Here is a 22,144-nt window from a genome sequence, read left to right as displayed (position 1 = left end):
TAAAACAAAAATAGCGCACCAGAAACTGGTGCGCATGTAAAACTTTAGGAGTTTTTACTACTTATAATTGACAATTTCAACAAAGTCTTTCCTAAAACCCGATTTTATTAAGCATTAACGATTTTACCGAAGTCTGGCTTAAGTGAAGCACCGCCGATAAGACCACCATCAATGTTTGGCTTGCTAAGAAGCTCAGCTGCGTTAGAAGCATTCATAGATCCGCCGTACTGAATACGAACAGCCTCTGCTGTAGCACCATCATAAAGCTTAGCAATAAGCTCACGGATGAATGCACAAACTTCTTCTGCCTGATCAGCTGTAGCTGTCTCACCTGTACCGATAGCCCAGATTGGCTCGTAAGCGATAACAAGGTTCTTTACCTGGTCAGCTGTAACGCCTGAAAGATCCCAAGTAATCTGACGCTCGATCCACTCCTTGTATGTGCCAGCCTTGCGAAGTGCAAGTGACTCACCACAGCAAAGGATTGGTGTAAGACCAGCAGCAAATGCCTTCTTAACCTTAGCGTTGATAAGAATATCATTCTCACCAAAGATGTCACGTCTCTCAGAGTGACCCATGATAACGTACTTAACACCAGCATCTACAAGCATAGGAGCTGAAATCTCGCCTGTGAAAGCACCCTTATCCTCAATGTAGAAGTTCTCAGCACCAACGTTTACGTTTGTGCCCTTTACAGCCTCTACTACAGGAACGATATCGATTGCAGGTACGCAATATACTACGTCTACATCATCGTTCTTTACTAAATCCTTAAGCTCAGCAACAAGCTTTACAGCCTCAGAAGGTGTCATGTTCATCTTCCAGTTGCCGGCAATAATTCTTCTTCTTGCCATTTTAATTTCCTCTTTTCTTATTTATCATCTGCTGCGTAAACGCCTGGAAGCTCCTTACCCTCAAGGAACTCAAGTGATGCTCCACCACCTGTAGAGATGTGGCTCATCTTGTCAGCGAATCCCATCTGGTTAACAGCTGCTGCTGAATCACCACCACCGATGATTGTTGTAGCATCTGTCTCAGCAAGTGCCTTAGCAACTGCTTCTGTACCTACAGCAAGTGCTGGGTTCTCGAAAAGACCCATTGGTCCGTTCCAAAGAACTGTCTTAGCTGTCTTAACCTTCTCAGAGAAAAGAGCAACTGTCTTAGGTCCGATATCGCAACCCTCTCTGTCAGCTGGCATGTTCTCTGTATCATATGTCTCGCACTCTACTGGAGCGTCGATTGGATCTGGGAAGCCTGCGATTGTAACAGCATCAAGTGGAAGGAGAATTTCCTTGCCCATGCTCTTAGCCTTCTCAAGCATTTCCTTACAGTAATCAAGCTTTGTATCGTCGCAAAGTGACTTACCGATTTCGTAACCCATAGCCTTCTGGAATGTGTAAGACATACCACCACCGATGATAAGTGTGTCACACTTCTCAAGAAGGTTGTTGATAACGTTAAGCTTATCAGCTACCTTTGCACCACCAAGAATTGCTACGAATGGACGTACAGGATTCTCAACAGCGTTGCCAAGGAAGTCGATTTCCTTCTGCATAAGGTATCCAACTACGTTTGAACCACCCTTAGCTGTGATGAACTTTGTAACACCAGCTACAGAAGCGTGAGCTCTGTGTGATGAACCGAAAGCATCGCATACATAATCATCTGCAAGATCAGCAAGCTCCTTAGAGAATGCCTCACCGTTCTTTGTCTCTTCCTCGCCACGGAAACGAGTATTCTGAAGAAGAACTACATCTCCTTCCTTCATAGCCTCAACTGCCTTTGTAGCAGCTTCGCCTGTTACGTTGTAATCAGAAACGAATGTTACTTCCTTACCAAGCTTCTCTGAAAGACGCTTTGCAACTGGAGCAAGTGACTCGCCCTCGTTAGGACCATTCTTTACCTTTCCAAGATGTGAGCAAAGAATAACCTTTCCACCATCAGCAATAAGCTTGTTGATTGTAGGAAGAGCTGCCTTGATACGTGTATCATCTGTGATTTCACCAGCCTTAAGAGGTACGTTGAAATCGCAACGAACAAGTACACGACGACCCTTAACATTAATGTCATCTACTGTCTTCTTATTTAATGCCATAATTTTATCCTCCATATAATTAAAAACAGCCCAGTCCATAATAGGACTGGACTGTTGAAACCTAAAAATTAGGATATTTGCTCATAGGCAAGGCGCATAAGCGAAGCTGTACTAAGTACTGCAAGCGAAATGCAACGACGCATATGAGTAAATAGACAATTTTTATGCTAACTCTGAGAAGTACTTAATAGTACGAACCATCTGAGATGTGTAGCTGTTCTCGTTATCATACCAAGAAACAACCTGTACTTCGTACTGATCATCAGAAACCTTAGAAACCATTGTCTGTGTAGCATCGAAGAGAGAACCAAATCTCATACCTACGATATCTGAAGAAACGATTTCATCCTCGTTGTAACCGAATGACTCGTTAGCTGCTGCCTTCATAGCTGCGTTGATACCCTCAACTGTAACGTCCTTCTTGTTTACAACTGCTGTAAGGATTGTTGTAGAACCTGTTGGTGTAGGAACACGCTGAGCAGATCCGATAAGCTTTCCGTTAAGCTCTGGGATAACAAGACCGATAGCCTTTGCTGCACCTGTTGAGTTAGGAACGATGTTAACTGCTGCTGCACGTGAACGACGAAGATCACCCTTTCTCTGTGGGCCATCAAGTGTCATCTGATCACCTGTGTAAGCGTGGATTGTTACCATGATACCAGACTGGATTGGAGCGTACTTGTTAAGTGCGTCAGCCATTGGTGCTAAGCAGTTTGTTGTACATGAAGCTGCTGAAATGATTGTATCAGAAGCCTTAAGTGTCTCATGGTTTGTATTGTAAACGATTGTAGGAAGATCGTTTCCTGCTGGTGCAGAGATAACAACCTTTCTAGCACCTGCATTGATATGAGCCTGTGCCTTTTCCTTTGATGTGTAGAATCCTGAGCACTCAAGAACTACGTCAACCTTAAGGTCACCCCATGGGCAATTGTTTGCATCTGGGAATGCATAGATCTTGATTTCCTTACCGCAAACGATGATTGAATCATCTGTGCAAGAAACCTCATCTGCATGCTCATACTTTCCCTGTGATGAATCATACTTTAAAAGATGTGCTAACATCTTTGGGCTAGTTAAGTCGTTGATTGCTACTACTTCGTAACCTTCTGCTCCGAACATCTGACGGAATGCAAGACGTCCGATACGGCCAAAACCGTTGATTGCTACTCTTACTGCCATTTTTAAATCCTCCTAAAGATTCTTTTAAAATTTTCTTTGAAGCTCTCAAAGAGCCCCGTATGCACTTTATTTTATACAACATCAATCTATAATTCAACCCCAAATTGAAATATTGTTAAAATTTTCTCAATGTACTTATATTATTTGTATTTTCAAACAATATTTCTTGCGCCTGCCAGTATCATCAATTAATATTTAGTTACTTATACAAAGGAGGCTACAACAATGTTTTGGGACAATCACATGCACTGTAATTTTTCAGGAGACTCCGACGCTTCTCCTATTGATATGATAAACTCTGCAAAATCAAAAGGCCTGCTAGGTATTACTTTTACAGACCATTTAGATATCGACTATCCTAAGCAGTTTGGATTCTTCGATTTAGATTTAGAGAACTACTATCCTACCCTGCACAAACTTGCCAAGCAGGAATCAACTGATAAATTTACCATATTGAATGGACTAGAGGTTGGCATTCAGCCACATGTTGCTGATAAATGCAATGAAGCTGTTAATGCTCATCCATATGACTTCATAATAGGAAGTACTCACCTTGTGGATAAATGGGACCCATACTTCGACAGCTTTTGGGAACGTGATACAGAAAGCGCTTTGCTAAACCGCTATTACGAATCTATTCTTGAGAACATTACCGCATTTACGAATTTTGATACAGTTGGTCATTTGGATTACGCATTTAGATATGCACGTAACCAGGAGACAAAGCACAACACACATCAACCATATGCAGAAATCATTGATGCCATCCTTCAGCAAATTATAAAGCTAGATAAGGCATTGGAGGTAAACACTGCCGCATTCAGAAAAGGAATGGGTGCTCCCAATCCTGCTCCATCTATTATCAAAAGATACAAAGAATTGGGCGGTAAAATGATTACACTCGGTGCCGACGCACATACTCCTGAGGATGTTGCTGCAGATTTTGATAAGCTACCTGACTTATTAAATGATTGTGGCTTCCATGAATATTATGTATTTAAAAACAGAAAGCCTGAAGCTTATCCATTGAGATAAAGCTTCAGGCTTTTTCTTAATCGTTATCTAATTTTAAAAGAGAATTAACAAGTTCCTCGCAAATTTCCAACTCTGACTTACCATCAGTTTCAATTATGATATCAGCTGCAGCAACATATTTCTCTCTTCTTTTAAGCATCAACTCTTCTATAAATTCAACGCTCTTATTATTTTCGATAAGAGGTCTATCGTGGCTATCCTTTACTCTCTCAAGGATTGTCTCTGGCTTTGCGGTTAAAAGAACAACACGTCCATTCTTCTTCATTTCCTGAACATTTACATCACGCATTGGTGTACCACCACCACATGAAATTACAACATTACGCTTTGACTGCATTTCCTTCAACAGGTTTGTCTCGGCATTTCTGAAGTGCTCTTCTCCATATACCTCAAAAATATCAGAAATAGACATGCCCTCTCTATCAGAAATAACCTGATCCATCTCTACCACTTCCATGGCAAAGCATGTGCTCAAATAATCAGAGATTGTAGTTTTACCTGCTCCCATAAATCCAATAAGTACAATATTGTAATTGAACAAGTGTCTAGCTTGAATACGCTTAGCATTTTTTACAATCGAACTGTAAATGTCCTTTACTTCCTTGCCGTGACGTTTCCCTTCCAAGCTCTTGTCTAACCAGCGGTCTCTTTTTTCGTCCTGTTCTGGCTGTAAAATCTGTAAACCATTCTCTTCTTTGTATGCCATAATTTCCTCAACAATGGCATTTCTCATAAGCAGTGCATTAAGAATAATTTCGTCGTTCTGAGCAAGATGCTCTCTTAACATTTTGAGCTGTTCCATGTCTTATTCCCCTTTGATACTTTGTTTTGAATAGTATCATACTAAAAAATCAGACAGAAAGAAACCACTTTTTCCTTCTGTCTGATAAATAAATTTTAGATTAAATTAATAAGGAAGTTAAATCTTAAAGAAAATCATGTCTCTCAAGAACCTTGATAATATCACGACCTTCTTCTGTACCTTCGATAATACGACGAGCACGCTTAGAATCACCAATATTGTAAATCTCAACATTTGTGTCTTCAAATGCAGTATTTAACTCATCGATGATAGGTGTGTTAGAGCGCATACCAAGGCAGATGAATCCTAAATCAAAGTCAATGTTTTCGATTTCGCCTTCTGGATTCTTAACGATAAACTTGTCGTTGCATACTTCCTGAAGTGCTGTATTTGTCATCTGACGAACATTGTACTTAGCCATCTTTGCAGCTGTATCGCACTTTGTGATTGGATCAAGTCCGTTACCAATAATAGGTAACATCTCGATGATAGTAACTTCAGCACCTCTTTCTGTGAAGTATTCCATAACATCAAGACCTACAGCACCGCCACCAACAACAGCAACCTTCTTACCTGTCATATCCGCTGGATATGTATCAAGACGCTCAATCATCTTAATAACTGTAGCTACATTTGAATCATCCTTATCAACAAGGTCTAATAATCCCTTGATAGGTGGTAATGTAGGGTTTGAACCTGTAGCATTTACGATGATATCAGGATTCAAGCTCTTAATCTGATCAACTGTAGTATCGTTGTTCTTAAATATGAAGAGATTTCTTAATTTGCTAGCACGGTTAATCATGTACTTAGGGAAATCAGCAAGTCTCTTCTTGTCAGGAATCTTTGAAATCTGAACAGAAAGACCGCCAAGCTCTGCCTTCTTCTCAAGAAGGAATGTTGTACATCCAACCTCTGCAGCTGTACAAGCAGCTTCAAGACCTGCTGTACCACCACCGATAACTACAACGTTGCAAGGCTTGTTAACCTTTCTCTTGTAGTATTCGTCATTAGCGTTAACAGCTGGGTTTACTGTACAACGAATTGGAAGGTTAAGACCAATTCTGTGGCCTGCACAACCTACGTTACATGAAATACACTTACGAAGCTCATCCTCACGGTTGAACTCTACTTTATTTACCCAGTTAGGATCTGCGATAAGACCACGGCCCATACCGATGATATCAGCATCTCCTCTTTCAAGAATTTCCTCAGCGACCTTAGGATCACGAATATTTCCCATTGTCACACATGGCTTGCCATATTTTTCCTTAACAGCCTTTGCCATGTATGAACGCCATCCATCTGGAAGATAGTTTGCATCAATCTGGAACTGAATAGAACTATTAAGACCAGCAGAAACGTCAAATACGTCTACTTCTTCCTGGAAGTACTGTAAATACTCAATTGCGTCCTCTAGTGTGTTTCCTCCCTCAACAAACTCATCAGCACTAATACGGACAAAAATTGGGAAGAATGGTCCTACCTGCTTTCTTACTTCTTCTACAACAAGCTTTGTAAATCTAGCGCGATTCTCTGGTGATCCGCCAAACTCATCTGTACGCTTGTTAGTAGTAGGTGAAAGGAACTGGCTCAAAAGATATGAGTGACCAGCATGAATTTCAACACAGTCAAAACCGGCTGTCTGTGCACGCTTTGCTGCCTCACCATATTTCTTTACAATATTGTAGATTTCTTCCTTCTCAAGCGGACGTGGAATCTCTCCGCCTGCCTTTGAAGGGATATCTGATGCAGATACAGGCTGCTCTCCTGTACGAGCAGAAACAGCTGATGCACCAGCGTGGTTAATCTGAATACCTACACAAGCGCCATGCTTATGCATTCTCTCTGTAAAGTAATACAAACGTGGAATGAAATTGTCATGATCGATTCGAAGCTGGGTTGTACCATTAGAACCCTGTGGTGAAAAGACACTAGCATTTTCAACCATTAATAATCCTGTACCACCCTTAGCTCTCTGCTCATAGTAATCAATATGAACAAATGTCATCTCGCCATTCTGATCACCGTAGTTAGTTCCCATTGGTGTCATCATGATACGATTCTTAAGTGTCATACGACGAATTGTAAGTGGTTCAAAAATGTGTGGATACTTATTTCTCATTATAGAATGCTCCTATTTACAAACAAAATTTACGTGATAAGAGCTGTCAAGATGAAAAGCGGGCATGCTTTCCTTTTTTATAAGAAAAGTATAATCCCGCTTTAATATCAAAATCCAATTCATTTTTTGTAATTAATTAGTGCATAGAATGTACCAATATGAAGTCAATCATACGTTTTACGGCAGGCATCTGATATCTTCCTTTCATATATGCCATATAAACAGTGTGTGAAAGACTATATTCTGTGGAAAGCTTCTTTATTATAACGTCATCTCTGTGAATACTATCTACATCCGCAACAAGGGCTATTCCAAAGTTAGCTGCAACAAGGGCTGCTATACCATTTTCATCAGGTGATTCACAGATAAAGTTAGGCTCAACCTTATTCTGCAAAAAGAAGTCCCTGGTCAAACGACCTAAGCCTGATTTGCGTGTGTACCCCAAAACAGGATATTCTTCAAAGATTGATGCATCCACTGTATCGTTTTCTGCTAATGGGTGTCCCTTAGGAATGATTACTACAAGTTCCTGTTGTAATATAGGAATAAACTTTATATTTGGCTCATCCTTCACAAAGGAACCAAATATAATATCGTAGTTACCCGACTTTAAACCTTCTATATTTTTAGAAGTGATATCCTGATGGAAATTGAATGTTACTTCGCTATTTTTATCTTCTAATAGGAAAGCTCTACAAACATTCGGAATAAACGAACCAGCAAGTGGAGCCACATATGCTAAATCAATATGCCCTCCTGAACCTGTCAATTGATGCATTTTTCGATCAGCCAAGTTGATTTCATTTAGAATTCTATCAACGTGCTCGTAAAAAATATCTCCTGTTTTGGTCAGAACTACGTTTCGTCCAGTTCTTTCAAATAAGACTACTCCCAGCTCTGATTCAAGGGCATTTATTGAGCGGCTAAGGGATGGTTCTGATATATGAAGCTTTTCTGCAGCCTGATTGAAATGCTGTAATCTAGCGGCCTCATAAAAATACATCATTTGATTTAGAGTCATAGTTCTCCTCTCTCCGTTTTGCACAATATAATTGTTGTATTTTTATTACTTATTATCAATTTTACCACAATTGATAGCTAAAAGCTATTAATAATATGCAATAGAAGTATTGGAATTATACAGTAATACACATTAAAATATATGTATAAAGACTGTTAAGATTTTAACAAAGGGCATGCAAAATCTTAAAGAATTTATGGAGGAATTAAAATTATGGCAGAAAGAATTACAGGACACACAGAGCTTATCGGACTTATGGCTTATCCAATCAGACACTCAAGCTCACCAGCTATGCACAATGAAGCATTTGCATATCTTGGTCTCGATTATGCTTATCTCGCATTTGAGGTAGATAATAGCACACTCGAGGATGCTGTAAAAGGTATCAGAGCACTTAAGCTTGTAGGCTCAAACGTTTCTATGCCTAACAAGACTGTAGTAGGTAAGTATCTTGATAAGTTATCTCCTGCTGCTGAGCTTTGCGGAGCTGTAAACACAATCGTAAATGAGAACGGTGTTCTTACAGGTCACATCACAGACGGTATCGGTTACATGCAGTCACTTAAGGACTACGATATCGATGTTATCGGAAAGAAAATGACAATCGTTGGTTGCGGCGGTGCTGGTACTGCTATCCAGATCCAGGCTGCACTTGATGGCGTTAAAGAAATGTCTATCTTCAACGTAAAGGATGCTTTCTGGGATAACGCTCAGGAAACAGTTAACAAAATCAACGAGAGAACAAACTGCAAGGCTACACTTTATGACTTAGCAGACCTTGATGCTCTTAGAAGAGAAATCGCTGATTCTTACCTTCTTGCAAACGCAACAGGTATGGGTATGAAGCCACTTGAAGGACAGACATGGTTACCAGATACTTCATATCTTCGTCCAGACCTTATCGTAACTGATACAGTTTACGCACCAGCTAAGACAAAGTTCCTTGAGATGGCTGAGGAAGTTGGATGTAAGAGAATGAACGGTTTTGGAATGATGTTATTCCAGGGCGCTGCAGCATTCAAGCTTTGGACAGGCAAAGAAATGCCAATCGAACACATGAAAGAAGTACTTGGAATTAAGTACGAGTAAATTTAAGGAGAAAAATATGAACAAGAAATATTTTCCAGCAGCTTTAATTCTTTATTTGAATTACTTTATTCACGGAGTTGGTTGCTCAATCTTAGGACAATCAGTAATTAAGGAAGCTCTTGCAACAAGTTGGGGCGTAGAGGTAATGTCAATCACTGCTATTTCAGCAGCACTTGGTCTTGGTAGACTTATTGCTCTTCCATTCGCTGGACCTCTTTCTGATAAGTTAGGTCGTCGTATTTCAGTTATGATCGGTGGAGCTTCATATGCTATCTACCTCATCGGTCTTGCTATGGCATTCAATGCTGGCGTTAACGGTGGTTATCAGATTGCTTACGTATGTGCTATCGTTGGTGGTATTGCAAACTCATTCCTTGATACTGGTATTTACCCAGCTGTTGCTGAGATTATCAGCGATGCTCCTGGTGTAGCTACAATGGGAATTAAGTTCTTTATCGCTATTTCACAGATGTTACTTCCATTCTTCCTTGGAATGACAGTTGCAACAAACGCAGCAGGTCTTGTTTCTTACAACAGACTCTTCTATGTTTGCGGCGTTGCTTACATCGTATTACTTGTACTTATCCTTATCCTTCCACTTCCAGATTCAGATGCAGCTGCAGCTGAAAAGAAGGAAGGTCTTATCGATAGCTTAAAGCACACTCACTTCTCTATCGAGTCAGTTGCTATGATTCTTATCGGTTTCACATGTACAGGTACATTCCAGTTATGGCTTAACTGTGCACAGAACTTTGCTAAGACAAATGTTGGTTGGGAAGATCCTTCAATCATGCAGACATACTACTCAATGGGTACAATCCTTGCTCTTATCGTTACTGCTCTTCTTACACGTAAGATTAAGGACGTTCGTTTCATCGTTGCATACCCAGTTATCTGCCTTGTAACATTGATTTTAGTTCTTTCAGCTCCTTCAGTTGGATTATGTAAGGTTGCAGCATTCGTTATCGGTTGGGCTGGTGCCGGCGGACTTCTTCAGATTGCTACATCAGTATGTAACATGCTCTTCCCTAAGATTAAGGGTACAGTTACAGCACTTGTAATGATTGCTTCATCACTTTGCAACTACACTATCCTTACAGCTGCTTCACAGATGACACCATCAGGCGTTATGGTTATGAACATTGTACTTACAGCTGTTGGCGTATTACTTGGATTATTTGTAAATCTTAGATACACTAAGATGGTAGAGGCAAATTCATAAAACAGAGGAAAATAATATGAATACAGTAAAAGTTAGAAATGTTGTTATTGGCGAAGGTGTACCAAAGATTTGCGTTCCCATCGTTGGAAAAACAAAAGAAGACATCCTCGCAGCAGCTGCTTCATTCAACGGCGTTGCACATGATGTAGTTGAATGGCGTGTTGACTGGTTTGATGATGTATTTGATTTTTCAAAGGTTGAGGACGTTCTTAAGGATTTAAGAGCTGCTCTTGGTGACACACCTCTCCTCTTCACTTTCAGAACAAGCAACGAAGGTGGAGAAAAATCTATCGAGAAAGATGCTTACGCTACACTTAATAAGAATGCAGCTGCAACTGGTATGGTAGATTTAGTTGATGTAGAAGTTTTCACAGGTGATGATATTGTTAAGGATATTGTTGCTAGTGCTCATGCAAACGGAGTAAAGGTTGTAGCTTCTAATCATGACTTCGACAAGACTCCTGACAAGGACGATATCGTTTCTCGTCTTCGTAAAATGCAGGAACTTGGCGCAGATATCCCAAAGATTGCTGTTATGCCTACTTGCAAAAAGGATGTAGTTACACTCCTTGCTGCAACAGAAGAAATGGCAAGCAATTATGCAGATTGTCCAATCATCACAATGTCTATGGCAGGCACAGGACTTGTTAGCCGTCTTTGCGGCGAAGCATTCGGCTCTGCTCTCACATTCGGTGCTGTTGGAAAGGCTTCTGCACCAGGCCAGATGAACGCATCAGACCTTTCTACAATACTTAATCTTATACATGGTTCAATGTAATTATTAAGTCTTATAAGGGCGGTTTGTGCTTAGCACAAATTGCCCTTTAATTTTAAGAATTTAGTGTAAATATTCTGAATTATTTTAACTTTACTTTGCTAAAGTATTTCATAATGTTTATACTTATATCATACAAACTAGCCAAAGGGGTACCATTATATGACTGGAATCAAACGTATTTTTTTCTTTGTAGATGAATACCTTGAAGAATTCATCATGGTCGTTCTTCTTATTGCAATGAGTGTCATTATGGGCATTCAGATTTTCTGCCGCTACATTCTAGGCGCTTCTCTCTCTTGGTCAGAAGAAATCACTAGATATCTATTTATCTGGTCAGCATTTTTCAGTGTAAGCTTATGCACCAAAAAATGTATTTCAATTAAAATCGACCAGTTCATCCGAAATCTCAAGCCAAGAAAAAAGGCATCCGTTAAAGTATTAAATCTTACAGTAGAATTTGTTTTCTTTGTATATTTAATACCTTTTGCCTACAGATACCTTATGGCAACTATAGAAAGCGGTCAGGTTTCTCCTGCCTGCGGAATTCCTATGTATTACGTACAGTCAGCTCCACTTGTGTGCTTCACACTATGTGCTATCCGAATCTTGGAAAGATGGTTTTTAGAGTGGCATAATGTCATCCATCAGGAAGAGCTCAAGGATTGGCCATCTCACTTGGCAGAGCTTGAAAGACGTGCAAATCTCAAGAATTCTATGAGTAATCTCCTTTCACAGGAAAACTTTAATAAAGAAATACTCGAACATGACAATACCAGCAACAAGGAAGGAGGAAATTAAGCATGAGCGCAATCACTGTACTTATTCTTTTTGTAATTTGCTTAATTATAGCCATTCCTGTATCAATCTCACTTGGTATAGTTGCTGTTCTTCCAGGAGCATTTGATCCTTCATTTACTGCAAGTGCAAGCTATGTAATCCGTTCCATGGTGGGCGGTATCGACAGCTTCCCTCTTCTTGCAGTTCCAATGTTTGTTTTATCAGGAATCATTATGGCTCATGGTCAGATTTCCAAAAAGTTATTTGACGTGTTCTCGTATTTTATTGGTAAGAAAACTGCAGGCGTTCCATGTGCTGTAATCATCACATGTCTTTTCTATGGTGCTATTTCCGGTTCTGCACCTGCTACAGTTGCTGCCGTTGGCTCCATGACTATCCCTCTCCTACTTAATATGGGATATGATAAAAAGTTTTCTACAGCAATTGTCGCTGTTGCCGGTGGACTTGGTGTTATCATTCCACCTAGTATTCCTTTTATTATGTATGCAATGGCTTCAGGCGAATCAGTAGGCAACCTGTTTATTGCAGGTATCATTCCTGGAATCCTTATAAGTGCACTTTTAATGCTTTACGCTTACATTCACTGCAAATGCTGTGGTGAAGATAAAGAAAAGATTAACGCTGAAATCGACGCACTTCATGCAAAGGGATTTGGAAAAATCTTCAAAGACAGCTTCTTTGCAATACTTAGTCCAATCATCGTACTTGGATGTATTTATGCCGGCATAGCATCACCTACAGAAGCTGCCGTTATCTCAGTATTTTATGCATTGGTAGTCAGCTTATTTGTTTACAAGACAATTCGCATTTCCGATATATGGAATATTTTTGTGGAAGCAATGAAAACTTACGCACCAATCCTTTTCATTCTTGCTGCATCAACTGCATTCTCACGAGTGCTTACATTAATGCAGGTACCACAGCTTGTAAGCGGATATATTCTGGATAATTTTACAAACAAGATTATCCTTTTACTTGTAATCAACCTATTCCTTCTCATTGTAGGAATGGTTATGGATACAACTCCTGCCATCCTTATTTTATCTCCTATCCTGCTTCCTATAGTTCAGGCTGTAGGCATGGATGGCGTTCACTTCGGTATTATGATGGTTGTTAACCTTGCAATTGGATTTGTAACACCTCCAATTGGTGTAAATCTTTTCGTTGCAAGTTCACTTACAGATGTGCCTGTTATGGATATTGCTAAGAAGGCAATGCCTATGATTTTAATGTTCTTAGTTGCTTTGTTACTTATCACATTCATTCCAGCCATCAGCTTAGTTCTTTTATAAACCGTATCAGGAGAAACAATATGAGATTTAAACAACTACTAGCTTTATCAACATCATTAATGATTGTTTTATCATTTACATCTTGCGGAAAATCCACAGCTGTATCTGAAACCCAGACTTACGCTTGGCCTCTTGGCACATCCAGCCCAGAGGATACAGTCACTCAGATATATGCTGAAAAATTCGCTGAAGAAGTATACGAGCTTAGTGATGGCCAAATGGTTATCCAGGTGTATCCTAACAGCGTTTTAGGTGGCGATAGAGAGTTACTGGAATCCTGCAAAGATGGTGATATTCCTTTTATCGTACAAAACACAGCACCTCAGGTAACATTCCTTCCTGATGTTGCTATATTCGATATGCCATGTCTTTTCAGCACAATCGATGATGTCCGAGAAAAGGTAGATAATCCTGAATTTATGGATAAAATATCAGAAGTTTATGTAGAAGGCGGTTATCAATTACTTGGATACGCTGATCAGGGCTTCAGAGTCATGACTACAAACTCTCCTGTATATTCCCTCTCAGACTTCAAGGGACAAAAAATCAGAACAATGGAAAACTCATATCACTTAGCCTTTTGGAAATGCCTTTCAGCCTCTCCTACTCCAATGACTTTCTCCGAGGTATACATTGGATTACAGCAAGGCACAATTGATGCTCAGGAAAACCCATATGAAGTTATTGTTTCAAACAGATTATATGAGCAGCAGGATTATGTTGTTGAAACCAATCACCTGCCTCATTTAATCTCCCTTGTAGCCAGTGATGAGTTTATGAACACCCTGACACCTGAGCAGCAAGAAATAATTAGTCAGGCTGCTACAATCGCTACAGAATATGCCCGTCAGCAATCTGATGACCGTATTGCATCAAGAATCGCTACTATCGAAGAAAGTGGTACAGAAATCATTCCTCTTTCCGATGATATTCGTGAGCAGATTCGTGAAGCAGCCACACCAGTATATGACAGCATAAAAGAAAATGTAGACCCCGAACTATACGAGATCTACACCAAAGGTATTCTATATTAAATTCCACGCGCCTTGGCCTTTATACGGGTCAAGGTGTTGTCTACGGACTTCTCCGTTTTTCCCAATTTTGCAGCTATTTCTCTATAGTCATAATCCTGCATATATAACTCAAAGACTTGCTTTTCCATAGGAGACAAGGCTTTTTTCAGTCTGTCTATAAGGTCAAGATTTTCCTCTGCTTCGATAACAATCTCGGCAGGATCATCGGTAGTAAATGCAGGCTCTTCTCTCTCCGAGCCATCCTCATCATAAAGTGAAACATAGGCGTTTAATGGCGAATGCTTTTTACGATTGCTGGCCTCGATAGCCTTAATCATCTGGCGATCAATACACATCTGCGCAAAATGGAAGAATGTAACATCCGAGGAAATATCATAGTCGCCAATAGCGCTGAAAAGCCCTATCATTCCCTCTTGAATAAGATCCTCGTTTTCTCCGCCAACCAAAAAGTACTTTTTGGAATTCTTTAAAACGAGAGGCTTATACTTTTCACATATAAAATTCAGGATGGCTTGATCGCCATCCCGATATTTTATGATTAACTCTTCGTCCGATAAATTACTGTATTCTTTGTCTAACGATTTCATAAGCTAAAACTCCACAAGCAACTGATGCATTAAGTGAATCGATATCACCAAACATAGGAATTGATGCAATCATGTCACAGTTCTTTTTAACTAAGTCAGAAACCCCATGTCCTTCATTTCCAATTACAAGACCGATTGAACCTGTAAGATTAAGGTCGTACATTGTTGTGCCACCCATATCGGCACATACAAACCACATTCCCTGCTCCTTGAGCTCTTCCATTGTCTTGCTGATGTTTGTAACCTTTGCTACTGGTGTGTAGTTGATAGCACCAGCTGAAGCCTTTGCAACTGTTGCTGTAAGACCAACTGCTCTGTGCTTTGGAATAACTACGCCGTGAGCACCAACCTGGTTTGCAGTACGAATGATTGCTCCAAGGTTGTGTGGATCCTCGATGTTATCAAGGATGATAAGGAATGGAGCCTCGCCTTTAGCCTTTGCTCTCTCCATGATTTCATCAAGCTCAACATAGTCATAGCTAGCAGCATATGCAAGAACACCCTGATGCTTGCCAGTCTCTGAAAGCTGATCTAAGCGCTCCTTCTTAACAAAGCTGATAACTGTGTCTTTGCTCTTCTTTGCTTCTCTAAGTATTGTCTGGATTGGGCCATCCTTGCAGCCTTCCAAAACAAACAACTTATCGATAGTTTTTCCAGATCTAAAGGCCTCTAATACAGCATTACGGCCTTCTACAATTCTACTTTCTTCCATTTTTCTAAAACCTACGTTTTTGCTACAATCACAATCATTAGATTTCTTCCATCGACTAGAACGTCTCTTCCAGAAACCTAATAGATTGTTATCTGCAAAAACTCACTCTTTCTAATAACTACAATTATAGAATATCCAACTCCACGGCTTCCACACCGCGTGTCACAAGCTCACATATACGGTCCATATCTCCTGTGAGATAAAGGTATCCAAGCACCGCTTCAAAGCCTGTAGCCTCCAGGTAGTCCATTGTGGATGCATTCTTTGCCTTTGTGTGAGGCTTGGAATTGCGGCCACGGCGATACCAGTCAGACTCTGCTTCTGTAAGCTGGTCCATAAGGGCCAATACCATAGCAGCCTGGGTCTGAGCCTTGACTACCTGACTTGCCCTTTGGTGAAGCTTGTTAACGGGCGTATTGCCCTTATTTACAAGGATAGAACGAATGATGATATCAAACACTGCATCGCCAATGTACGCAAGGGTAAGAGGCGAATATGTGCGAATATCCTTTTGTTCTATGCCAAACTGTTCATTAAAATAGCTGTTTAAATCAACTGCCATACTACTCCCTCACGAGTATCCTTAATCTCTACACCTTTTTCTAAAAGCTCTGCTCTGATTGCATCTGCTGTAGCAAAATCCTTTGCTTTCTTTGCTTCTGCACGGCGAGCAATTGCATCATTGATGAATGCCTCAAGCTCTGCATCAACAGATGTTGCATCATCTGCTAAAGCCTTCGCATGTCCAATCAAATCAAGTGATAAAACTTTATCGAAGCTCTCTACAAGAGCAAGCTTTGTTGCATCGTTTGTATCTGCCTTGAGAGCATCATAAAGAACTGTGATAGCCATTGATGTATTTAAGTCGTTTGATACTGCCTCAAGGAACTTTGCCTCGTACTCAGCCTTAACAGCCTCATCAACTGCCCCATCATTCTTGAGCTCTGAAACACGCTTTACAAGCTTGTTGTAAGCCTGAACTGTGTTGTCCAAATTCTCCCAAGAGAATACAAGTGGCTTACGATAGTGTGACTGTAAGCAGAATAATCTGTATACAAGTGGGTCATATCCCTTTTCCTGAAGTACAGAAACTGTAAGGATTGCGCCCTTTGACTTTGACATCTTACCTGACTGGTCATTAAGGTGATTGCTGTGGAACCAGTAATTGCACCACTTGTGACCAAGATATGCCTCTGACTGAGCAATTTCGTTTGTATGATGTGGGAAGATATTATCAACACCACCACAGTGGATATCAATATATTCACCAAGGTGCTTCATTGAAATGCATGAGCACTCAATGTGCCATCCTGGGTAACCAACGCCCCATGGGCTGTCCCACTTAAGAGCCTGATCCTCGAACTTAGACTTTGTAAACCAAAGAACGAAGTCAGTCTTGTTTTTCTTATTAACATCCTCTTCTACGTCGTCACGAACGCCAACCTCAAGGGCTTCCTTTTCAACTGATGAAGAGAATACGTAATAATCCTGAAGCTTGCTAGTATCAAAGTAAACATTTCCACCAGCTACATATGCATAGCCCTTTTCAAGAAGGACCTCTACCATGTGGATGAACTCTGGAATGCAGTTTGTTGCCGGCTCGATAACATCTGGACGCTTATTTCCAACTGCATCGAAATCCTTAAAGAAAGCATCTGTGTAGAACTTTGCAATCTCCATAACTGTCTTGTGCTCACGCTTTGCGCCAGCTACCATCTTGTCCTCACCTGTATCTGCATCAGATGAAAGATGTCCAACATCAGTGATGTTCATAACACGGCGAACATCGTATCCTGCGTACTCTAATGACTTAATAAGAGCATCCTGCATGATGTATGTACGGATATTTCCGATATGTGCGAAATGATAAACTGTAGGGCCGCATGTGTACATGCTAACCTTGCCCTCTTCGTTTGACTTAAACTCCTCAACCTGTCTATCTAAAGTATTGTAAAATGTAAATTTTCCTGCCATTACTATTCTCCTCTTTTGCATCCTGCGCATCCTTCGCAGCTACGTCCTGTGTCCATCACTACATTGCTTCCATCATAAAATTCGTATAGTAAACAGACTGCCTGAGCGCTGATGCCTTCTTCTCTTCCTGTGAAGCCTAAATGCTCCTCTGTAGTAGCTTTGATATTAACCTGGGAAACATCTATACCAAGACACCTGGCTACATTTTCTTCCATCTGGTCAATGAATGGTCGAAGCTTTGGTGCTTGCGCAATAACTGTGGCATCCACATTTCCAACTACATAACCTTCGTCCATAACAAGCTCACGAACCTCTTCTAAAAGCTTCTGGGAATCAGCTCCCTTGTATTTAGGATCAGTGTCTGGGAAATGTGCCCCTATATCCTTAAGCCCTGCCGCTCCAAGAACAGCATCTGATATTGCATGTAAAAGTACATCTGCATCGGAGTGACCTAAAAGACCAAGTGTATGCTCGATTTTAACACCACCTATGATTAAATCGCGGCCCTCCACAAGCTTATGTACATCATAACCTGTACCTATTCTCATGTTGCCTCCTAATAATATAAAGAAATCTGCACTAGTGGCAGAATATCACCTATCAAACTACTGTATTATAACAAAAAAAGAGGACTATTAATAGTCCTCTTCCATTAATTCCTATTTAGCTTTGGTCTGTCTTCTTATCCTTTTTCTTGAACAATTTTCCTTTACCTTTATTCTTCCTTACCACTAAAACAATAATAAGAATAACTCCAGCAATAAGAAGATATGGTAAAAGATAAATAATCGCAATAATCACCCACTGAATAAAAGCTACAAATCCTGCAAATGAGCTACTAAAAGCCTCCACAAAACGATTCCACGCAGTATCTGCTTTTACTTCGCTATATGTAGCAACTTCAGTAATATCGATAGAAACTGTACTGTAATCTATCTGGTCATCATAAGCTTTCTTTTGAGCTGTGTAGCTTTCAATCTGATACTGAACCTCATTGATGCGGTCTTCGATTTCCAGTAAATCCTCCAGATTCTCAGCCTGCTCCTCAAGCTCCTGCAAGCGTTCTAACTTTGTATTTAAGCTTTTTAGTCTAGCCTGTACATCCACATAGCTTGATGTGATATCATCAACACTTTCGCTCTTAGATGCAAGCGAGCCAACCTCACCTACACTGCTCATAAATGAATCATATTTGTCAGATGGAATACGTGCTGTAAAGCTTGCACTCCTGCTGCCATATTCCTCATTACCATATGATGAAGTGCTTTCGAAATAGCCTCCGTTAGCGCTCACAAGCTCCTTGATAGCAGCCACATCATCGTCAAAGCTCTTTGACTCAAGACTAATATATGATGTGTATATTAGCTTGCGACTGGTATCATATTCCTCTAAATCTACATCTACTTCACTATCACTCTCGTTAGCGTAACCAGTCTCTTCATAGGCCTCGTAATCCCCACTGTCGGTTAAGCCAAAGCTATCATATCCAGATGACTTTGATTCGGTAGCTGCAAATTCGGTTGTACCGCTAGAATCTGCACCACCGCAGGATGTAGCAAACAGCATCATACCTACAACTACCAGTGTCAATAATCTTTTTCGCATAACCCCCTCCTTATTTAGCTATTAAAAATCAAATCCGTACTGTTCTTCGTTATCCCAATAACCTACATTGTTATCGTCATAGAAATGCTCACCAAGTGTAAAGCCTGAATCTGTGACTTCCTCTATGTAAAGTGTCGTATCCATATGTCCTTTTGCTTCGATTCCATTTGAAACTTCATACAAATCTACGCTGATTCCATCATTTACAAGAAGAACAAAATTACCTTCATCATTGTGAATGAAATATCCTGTAATCCAGCTTCCATTGCCGGACTCCTCTTTCAGCTCTTCATCGTCTACTCTTAAAATATAGTAGTTCTTGTCAGATTCTTCATCCCAAGTGTTAACTACGCTGATGTTTTCAAGCTCACCATCACCATCAAAATCAACACTGCTATTAAGTCCTGCATTAGAAAGACTAATTGCATATGACGCACCTTCAAGTGGAGTATATCTGTCGGCAATTTCATCGTACTCGGAATAAGGAACAGTAAATGAAATCATACCTGCTGCATATGGTGCAATATCATACTGTTGGAAAACAAATGTTATTCCTACATCATCTAAATAAAATTCTGGCTGATATCCATTTGAAAACTGCTCATTGATTACTTCTTTATAATCAATTACATCATCTTCATACAGGTTTGCTCTAGCCTCTTCTGAAGATGTTGCTATTGCGTTTAATATGTATTCCTTAGATGTATCTCTGATAGAATCTGCATCACCAAGGTCATCTAAAGTGATTTGCTCGCCTGTTCCTACATCGAAGCTAACGCCTGTAAATGTACCACCGCCATGAGCACCTCCCATGTATGTGTAATCATTAAGAATGAAGCTAAGGACTTTATTATCACGGCGCTGTATATCTACTGTGATATTATCAGAATACTTCATTTCGTATCCTTCGTCACCCATTTCTTCATTCTGCTGTTTAGCATCTTCGTTCATGCTATCAATGCCAGCATTAAAGTTTGATACTACGCCTGAGAAATAATCATCGATAGCTGCCTTAAGCTCTGGATGATCGTTATCTGTAATCTCAAGGCACTGTACCTGGCCTTCAAAATAATCATAGCCCTCGGCCTTGACAGATGTATATGCGATTTCTGGTGCTGAAGCGCTAGAATACTCTTTTTCTGTATTCTCTTCCTCCTGTGTCTGTTCTGTAACCTCTGATGTATCTGAATCCTGTGAATCTGTATCTTTTGCACAAGCCAACATAGATGTGACTGTAACTGCACAGATTGCAAGCATAGCTATTCTCTTTTTCATTAATCGTTCCTCCGCATTACCTAAAACTCTAAAACTATGTTTAAGTTCAGTATACACATTCTCTGTATTATATCAAGTAGTACAGTAAAGATTTTAGAATTCTTTACATTTGCTTTAGAAATACAAAAATAGGATCCCCCAAGCACCCTTGGGGAATCCCATCTTGAAAGGAGGATTTATTGTAACAAAAGAAATAGTAAACTATTTAACTACCAGTCTCTTTGCGCCCTCTGCAGCAAGTGGGCTACGAACAGTTTCACTTTCTTCGAAAGTGATTTGAGCACATAGTGTTGAGCCCTTCATTCTTTCTGCCGCAAATGTAAGACCGTTGTTCTTTCTGTCAAGCTTTGGAGAATCAATCTGATCAGGATCCCCAAGAAGAACTACCTTTGACCCCTTGCCAGCTCTTGTGATGATTTCCAAAATCTGGCCAATTGTACAGTTTTGAGCTTCGTCTACAATAATATATGAATTAACAAGCGAACGTCCTCTCATATAAGCCAATGAACAAATCTCAAGGATACCTGTTTCAAACATATCCTCTATTTGAATCTTAATTTGCTCTTTCTCCTCGTTTTGTCCCTTCAAAAGAACCTGCAGGTTATCCATGAACGGTGCAATTAAAGGAGTCATTTTTTCTTCCAAATCACCAGGAAGGAAACCTAAATCATTGTCAGATAGTGTATTACTTCTAGTAATCATGATTCGATCGTATCCGTTATGATAATAACCCTGAAGTCCTGCTGCCAGCGCAAGAAATGTCTTAGCAGTACCTGCACTACCTTTCAAAATAACAAGTGGAAGTACATCTGGGCTTGCTAATAGCGCATACAATGCAAATCGCTGACCTACGTTTCTTGGCTGACAATAAGGTGTATAAAAATCTCTATCCTTTAATAGGTGCCATCCATCTGTCTTAAATGTATAAAGAGCAGAATTGCTTCCATCCTTGCAAATTCCAAATTCATTTTCTATAAAGCCCTTATTAAAAGGACTTTCGATATCTTCTGGAGTGATATCCCTTCTACCTGTGTAATTCTCATTATCAAGAATCATTTCGTTGTGATAGCCCTGTACAACGCAGCCACACATTGTAGCATTAATTCTCATGGATATATCATTTGTAACCAGAATAGTTTCAAGCTCAGATTGCTTTGCAATTCCTAGTACACAGTTGATTATTCTATTGTCAGGCCTATCAAGAGAAAACTCAGCTGGAATCAGCTTTTCAAATTCAGATTCTTTGGCGATGATAAAAGTACCGCCATTTGGCATCGTAACCCCCTTAACATAATCACCTTCAACAGATTCGATGTTTCGAATGCTCTCTCTGGCGCCATAGCCCACTTCCGCAAAAGCAGTTTTCTTTGAATCAAGCTCTTGCAACGTTGTCGTAGTAATGAGGACATTGTTGTCATCAAAACCAAAAAGTGCTGTAGGGCAGTGAATCAAGATGTTTGTGTCGAGTACGTAGTTTTTCTTCATAGGGTCACGCTCCTTTATTAATTTGTATAATCTAAT

General features: G+C 40.1%; 21 protein-coding genes. 7 read left to right on the top strand and 14 right to left on the bottom strand.

All coding sequences use genetic code 11. The features are described 5' to 3' along the window. Positions 1 to 107: 107 nt before the first annotated feature. From tpiA to gap, 3 genes are all read right to left on the bottom strand, one after another. Positions 108 to 854: a triose-phosphate isomerase gene (gene tpiA / locus CRN97_RS03250; protein WP_074790640.1), complete on the bottom strand. Its 747-nt coding sequence runs from the start codon at positions 852 to 854 to the stop codon at positions 108 to 110. A gap of 17 nt (positions 855 to 871) precedes the next feature. Continuing rightward, the gene (locus tag CRN97_RS03245; RefSeq protein ID WP_044933920.1) at positions 872 to 2,095 is read right to left on the bottom strand and encodes a phosphoglycerate kinase; all 1,224 of its coding nucleotides are present in this window, start codon (positions 2,093 to 2,095) and stop codon (positions 872 to 874) included. Between the two features lie 162 nt (positions 2,096 to 2,257). After that, on the bottom strand, positions 2,258 to 3,274 hold the full coding sequence (gene gap, locus CRN97_RS03240) for a type I glyceraldehyde-3-phosphate dehydrogenase (RefSeq protein ID WP_015549339.1): 1,017 nt from the start codon (positions 3,272 to 3,274) through the stop codon (positions 2,258 to 2,260). Positions 3,275 to 3,499: 225 nt separating this feature from the next. Here gap and CRN97_RS03235 point away from each other — a divergent pair, with 225 nt between their 5' ends. Continuing rightward, entirely contained in the window at positions 3,500 to 4,309 is an 810-nt protein-coding gene (locus CRN97_RS03235) for a histidinol-phosphatase HisJ family protein (protein WP_097075846.1), read from the top strand. Positions 4,310 to 4,325: 16 nt separating this feature from the next. Here the strand turns inward: CRN97_RS03235 and CRN97_RS03230 are convergent, their stop codons facing one another. The 3 genes from CRN97_RS03230 to CRN97_RS03220 all read right to left on the bottom strand — a co-directional run bounded on the left by CRN97_RS03230 (position 4,326) and on the right by CRN97_RS03220 (position 8,257). Then, the gene (locus CRN97_RS03230; RefSeq protein WP_044933915.1) at positions 4,326 to 5,111 is read right to left on the bottom strand and encodes a shikimate kinase; all 786 of its coding nucleotides are present in this window, start codon (positions 5,109 to 5,111) and stop codon (positions 4,326 to 4,328) included. 124 nt (positions 5,112 to 5,235) lie between these two features. Continuing rightward, entirely contained in the window at positions 5,236 to 7,236 is a 2,001-nt protein-coding gene (locus tag CRN97_RS03225) for an oxidoreductase (RefSeq protein WP_074790644.1), read from the bottom strand. 136 nt (positions 7,237 to 7,372) lie between these two features. Continuing rightward, entirely contained in the window at positions 7,373 to 8,257 is an 885-nt protein-coding gene (locus tag CRN97_RS03220; protein WP_097075845.1) for a LysR family transcriptional regulator, read from the bottom strand. Between the two features lie 213 nt (positions 8,258 to 8,470). Between CRN97_RS03220 and CRN97_RS03215 the strand changes: the two genes are divergently transcribed. The 6 genes from CRN97_RS03215 to CRN97_RS03190 all read left to right on the top strand — a co-directional run bounded on the left by CRN97_RS03215 (position 8,471) and on the right by CRN97_RS03190 (position 14,470). Continuing rightward, positions 8,471 to 9,346, top strand: a complete 876-nt coding sequence (locus CRN97_RS03215; RefSeq protein ID WP_044933910.1) for a shikimate dehydrogenase — start codon at positions 8,471 to 8,473, stop codon at positions 9,344 to 9,346. 16 nt (positions 9,347 to 9,362) lie between these two features. Then, positions 9,363 to 10,568: an MFS transporter gene (locus tag CRN97_RS03210; protein WP_097075844.1), complete on the top strand. Its 1,206-nt coding sequence runs from the start codon at positions 9,363 to 9,365 to the stop codon at positions 10,566 to 10,568. Between the two features lie 16 nt (positions 10,569 to 10,584). Then, entirely contained in the window at positions 10,585 to 11,346 is a 762-nt protein-coding gene (aroD, locus tag CRN97_RS03205) for a type I 3-dehydroquinate dehydratase (RefSeq protein ID WP_097075843.1), read from the top strand. A 159-nt stretch (positions 11,347 to 11,505) separates the two neighbouring features. Next, on the top strand, positions 11,506 to 12,144 hold the full coding sequence (locus CRN97_RS03200; protein WP_330371721.1) for a TRAP transporter small permease: 639 nt from the start codon (positions 11,506 to 11,508) through the stop codon (positions 12,142 to 12,144). A 2-nt stretch (positions 12,145 to 12,146) separates the two neighbouring features. Continuing rightward, the gene (locus tag CRN97_RS03195) at positions 12,147 to 13,436 is read left to right on the top strand and encodes a TRAP transporter large permease (RefSeq protein WP_097075842.1); all 1,290 of its coding nucleotides are present in this window, start codon (positions 12,147 to 12,149) and stop codon (positions 13,434 to 13,436) included. 59 nt (positions 13,437 to 13,495) lie between these two features. After that, on the top strand, positions 13,496 to 14,470 hold the full coding sequence (locus CRN97_RS03190; protein WP_408633905.1) for a TRAP transporter substrate-binding protein: 975 nt from the start codon (positions 13,496 to 13,498) through the stop codon (positions 14,468 to 14,470). On the opposite strand, the gene CRN97_RS03185 is transcribed toward CRN97_RS03190, so the two are convergent. From CRN97_RS03185 to CRN97_RS03150, 8 genes are all read right to left on the bottom strand, one after another. Beyond that, on the bottom strand, positions 14,467 to 15,057 hold the full coding sequence (locus tag CRN97_RS03185) for a sigma-70 family RNA polymerase sigma factor (RefSeq protein WP_097075840.1): 591 nt from the start codon (positions 15,055 to 15,057) through the stop codon (positions 14,467 to 14,469). The genes CRN97_RS03190 and CRN97_RS03185 overlap by 4 nt on opposite strands. Then, positions 15,029 to 15,769, bottom strand: coding sequence for a 23S rRNA (guanosine(2251)-2'-O)-methyltransferase RlmB (rlmB, locus tag CRN97_RS03180; protein ID WP_033153880.1), 741 nt, complete (start codon positions 15,767 to 15,769; stop codon positions 15,029 to 15,031). The genes CRN97_RS03185 and rlmB overlap by 29 nt, the downstream gene beginning before the upstream one ends. Positions 15,770 to 15,893: 124 nt before the next feature. Then, positions 15,894 to 16,331 carry a Mini-ribonuclease 3 gene (locus CRN97_RS03175; RefSeq protein WP_044933898.1) on the bottom strand — a complete coding sequence of 146 codons (438 nt, stop codon included), beginning with the start codon at positions 16,329 to 16,331 and terminating at the stop codon, positions 15,894 to 15,896. Next, positions 16,316 to 17,743: a cysteine--tRNA ligase gene (cysS, locus tag CRN97_RS03170; RefSeq protein WP_090480044.1), complete on the bottom strand. Its 1,428-nt coding sequence runs from the start codon at positions 17,741 to 17,743 to the stop codon at positions 16,316 to 16,318. The genes CRN97_RS03175 and cysS overlap by 16 nt, the downstream gene beginning before the upstream one ends. Before the next feature lie 2 nt (positions 17,744 to 17,745). Beyond that, complete coding sequence (gene ispF / locus CRN97_RS03165) at positions 17,746 to 18,291, bottom strand: 2-C-methyl-D-erythritol 2,4-cyclodiphosphate synthase (protein ID WP_090480042.1); 546 nt, start codon at positions 18,289 to 18,291, stop codon at positions 17,746 to 17,748. Between the two features lie 115 nt (positions 18,292 to 18,406). After that, positions 18,407 to 19,348: a DUF4349 domain-containing protein gene (locus CRN97_RS03160; RefSeq protein WP_097075839.1), complete on the bottom strand. Its 942-nt coding sequence runs from the start codon at positions 19,346 to 19,348 to the stop codon at positions 18,407 to 18,409. A gap of 21 nt (positions 19,349 to 19,369) precedes the next feature. After that, a complete protein-coding gene (locus CRN97_RS03155; RefSeq protein ID WP_097075838.1) occupies positions 19,370 to 20,623 on the bottom strand; it encodes a DUF3298 and DUF4163 domain-containing protein in 1,254 nt (417 codons plus the stop codon). A gap of 201 nt (positions 20,624 to 20,824) precedes the next feature. Continuing rightward, positions 20,825 to 22,108 carry a PhoH family protein gene (locus CRN97_RS03150; protein WP_074790674.1) on the bottom strand — a complete coding sequence of 428 codons (1,284 nt, stop codon included), beginning with the start codon at positions 22,106 to 22,108 and terminating at the stop codon, positions 20,825 to 20,827. Positions 22,109 to 22,144 lie beyond the last annotated feature (36 nt).

The sequence above is a fragment of the Pseudobutyrivibrio ruminis DSM 9787 genome (genome assembly GCF_900218035.1).
GTDB classification, from domain to species: domain Bacteria; phylum Bacillota; class Clostridia; order Lachnospirales; family Lachnospiraceae; genus Pseudobutyrivibrio; species Pseudobutyrivibrio ruminis.
Note: the sequence above shows the minus strand (reverse complement) of the source record. Positions and strands in the feature narration are given on the sequence as shown.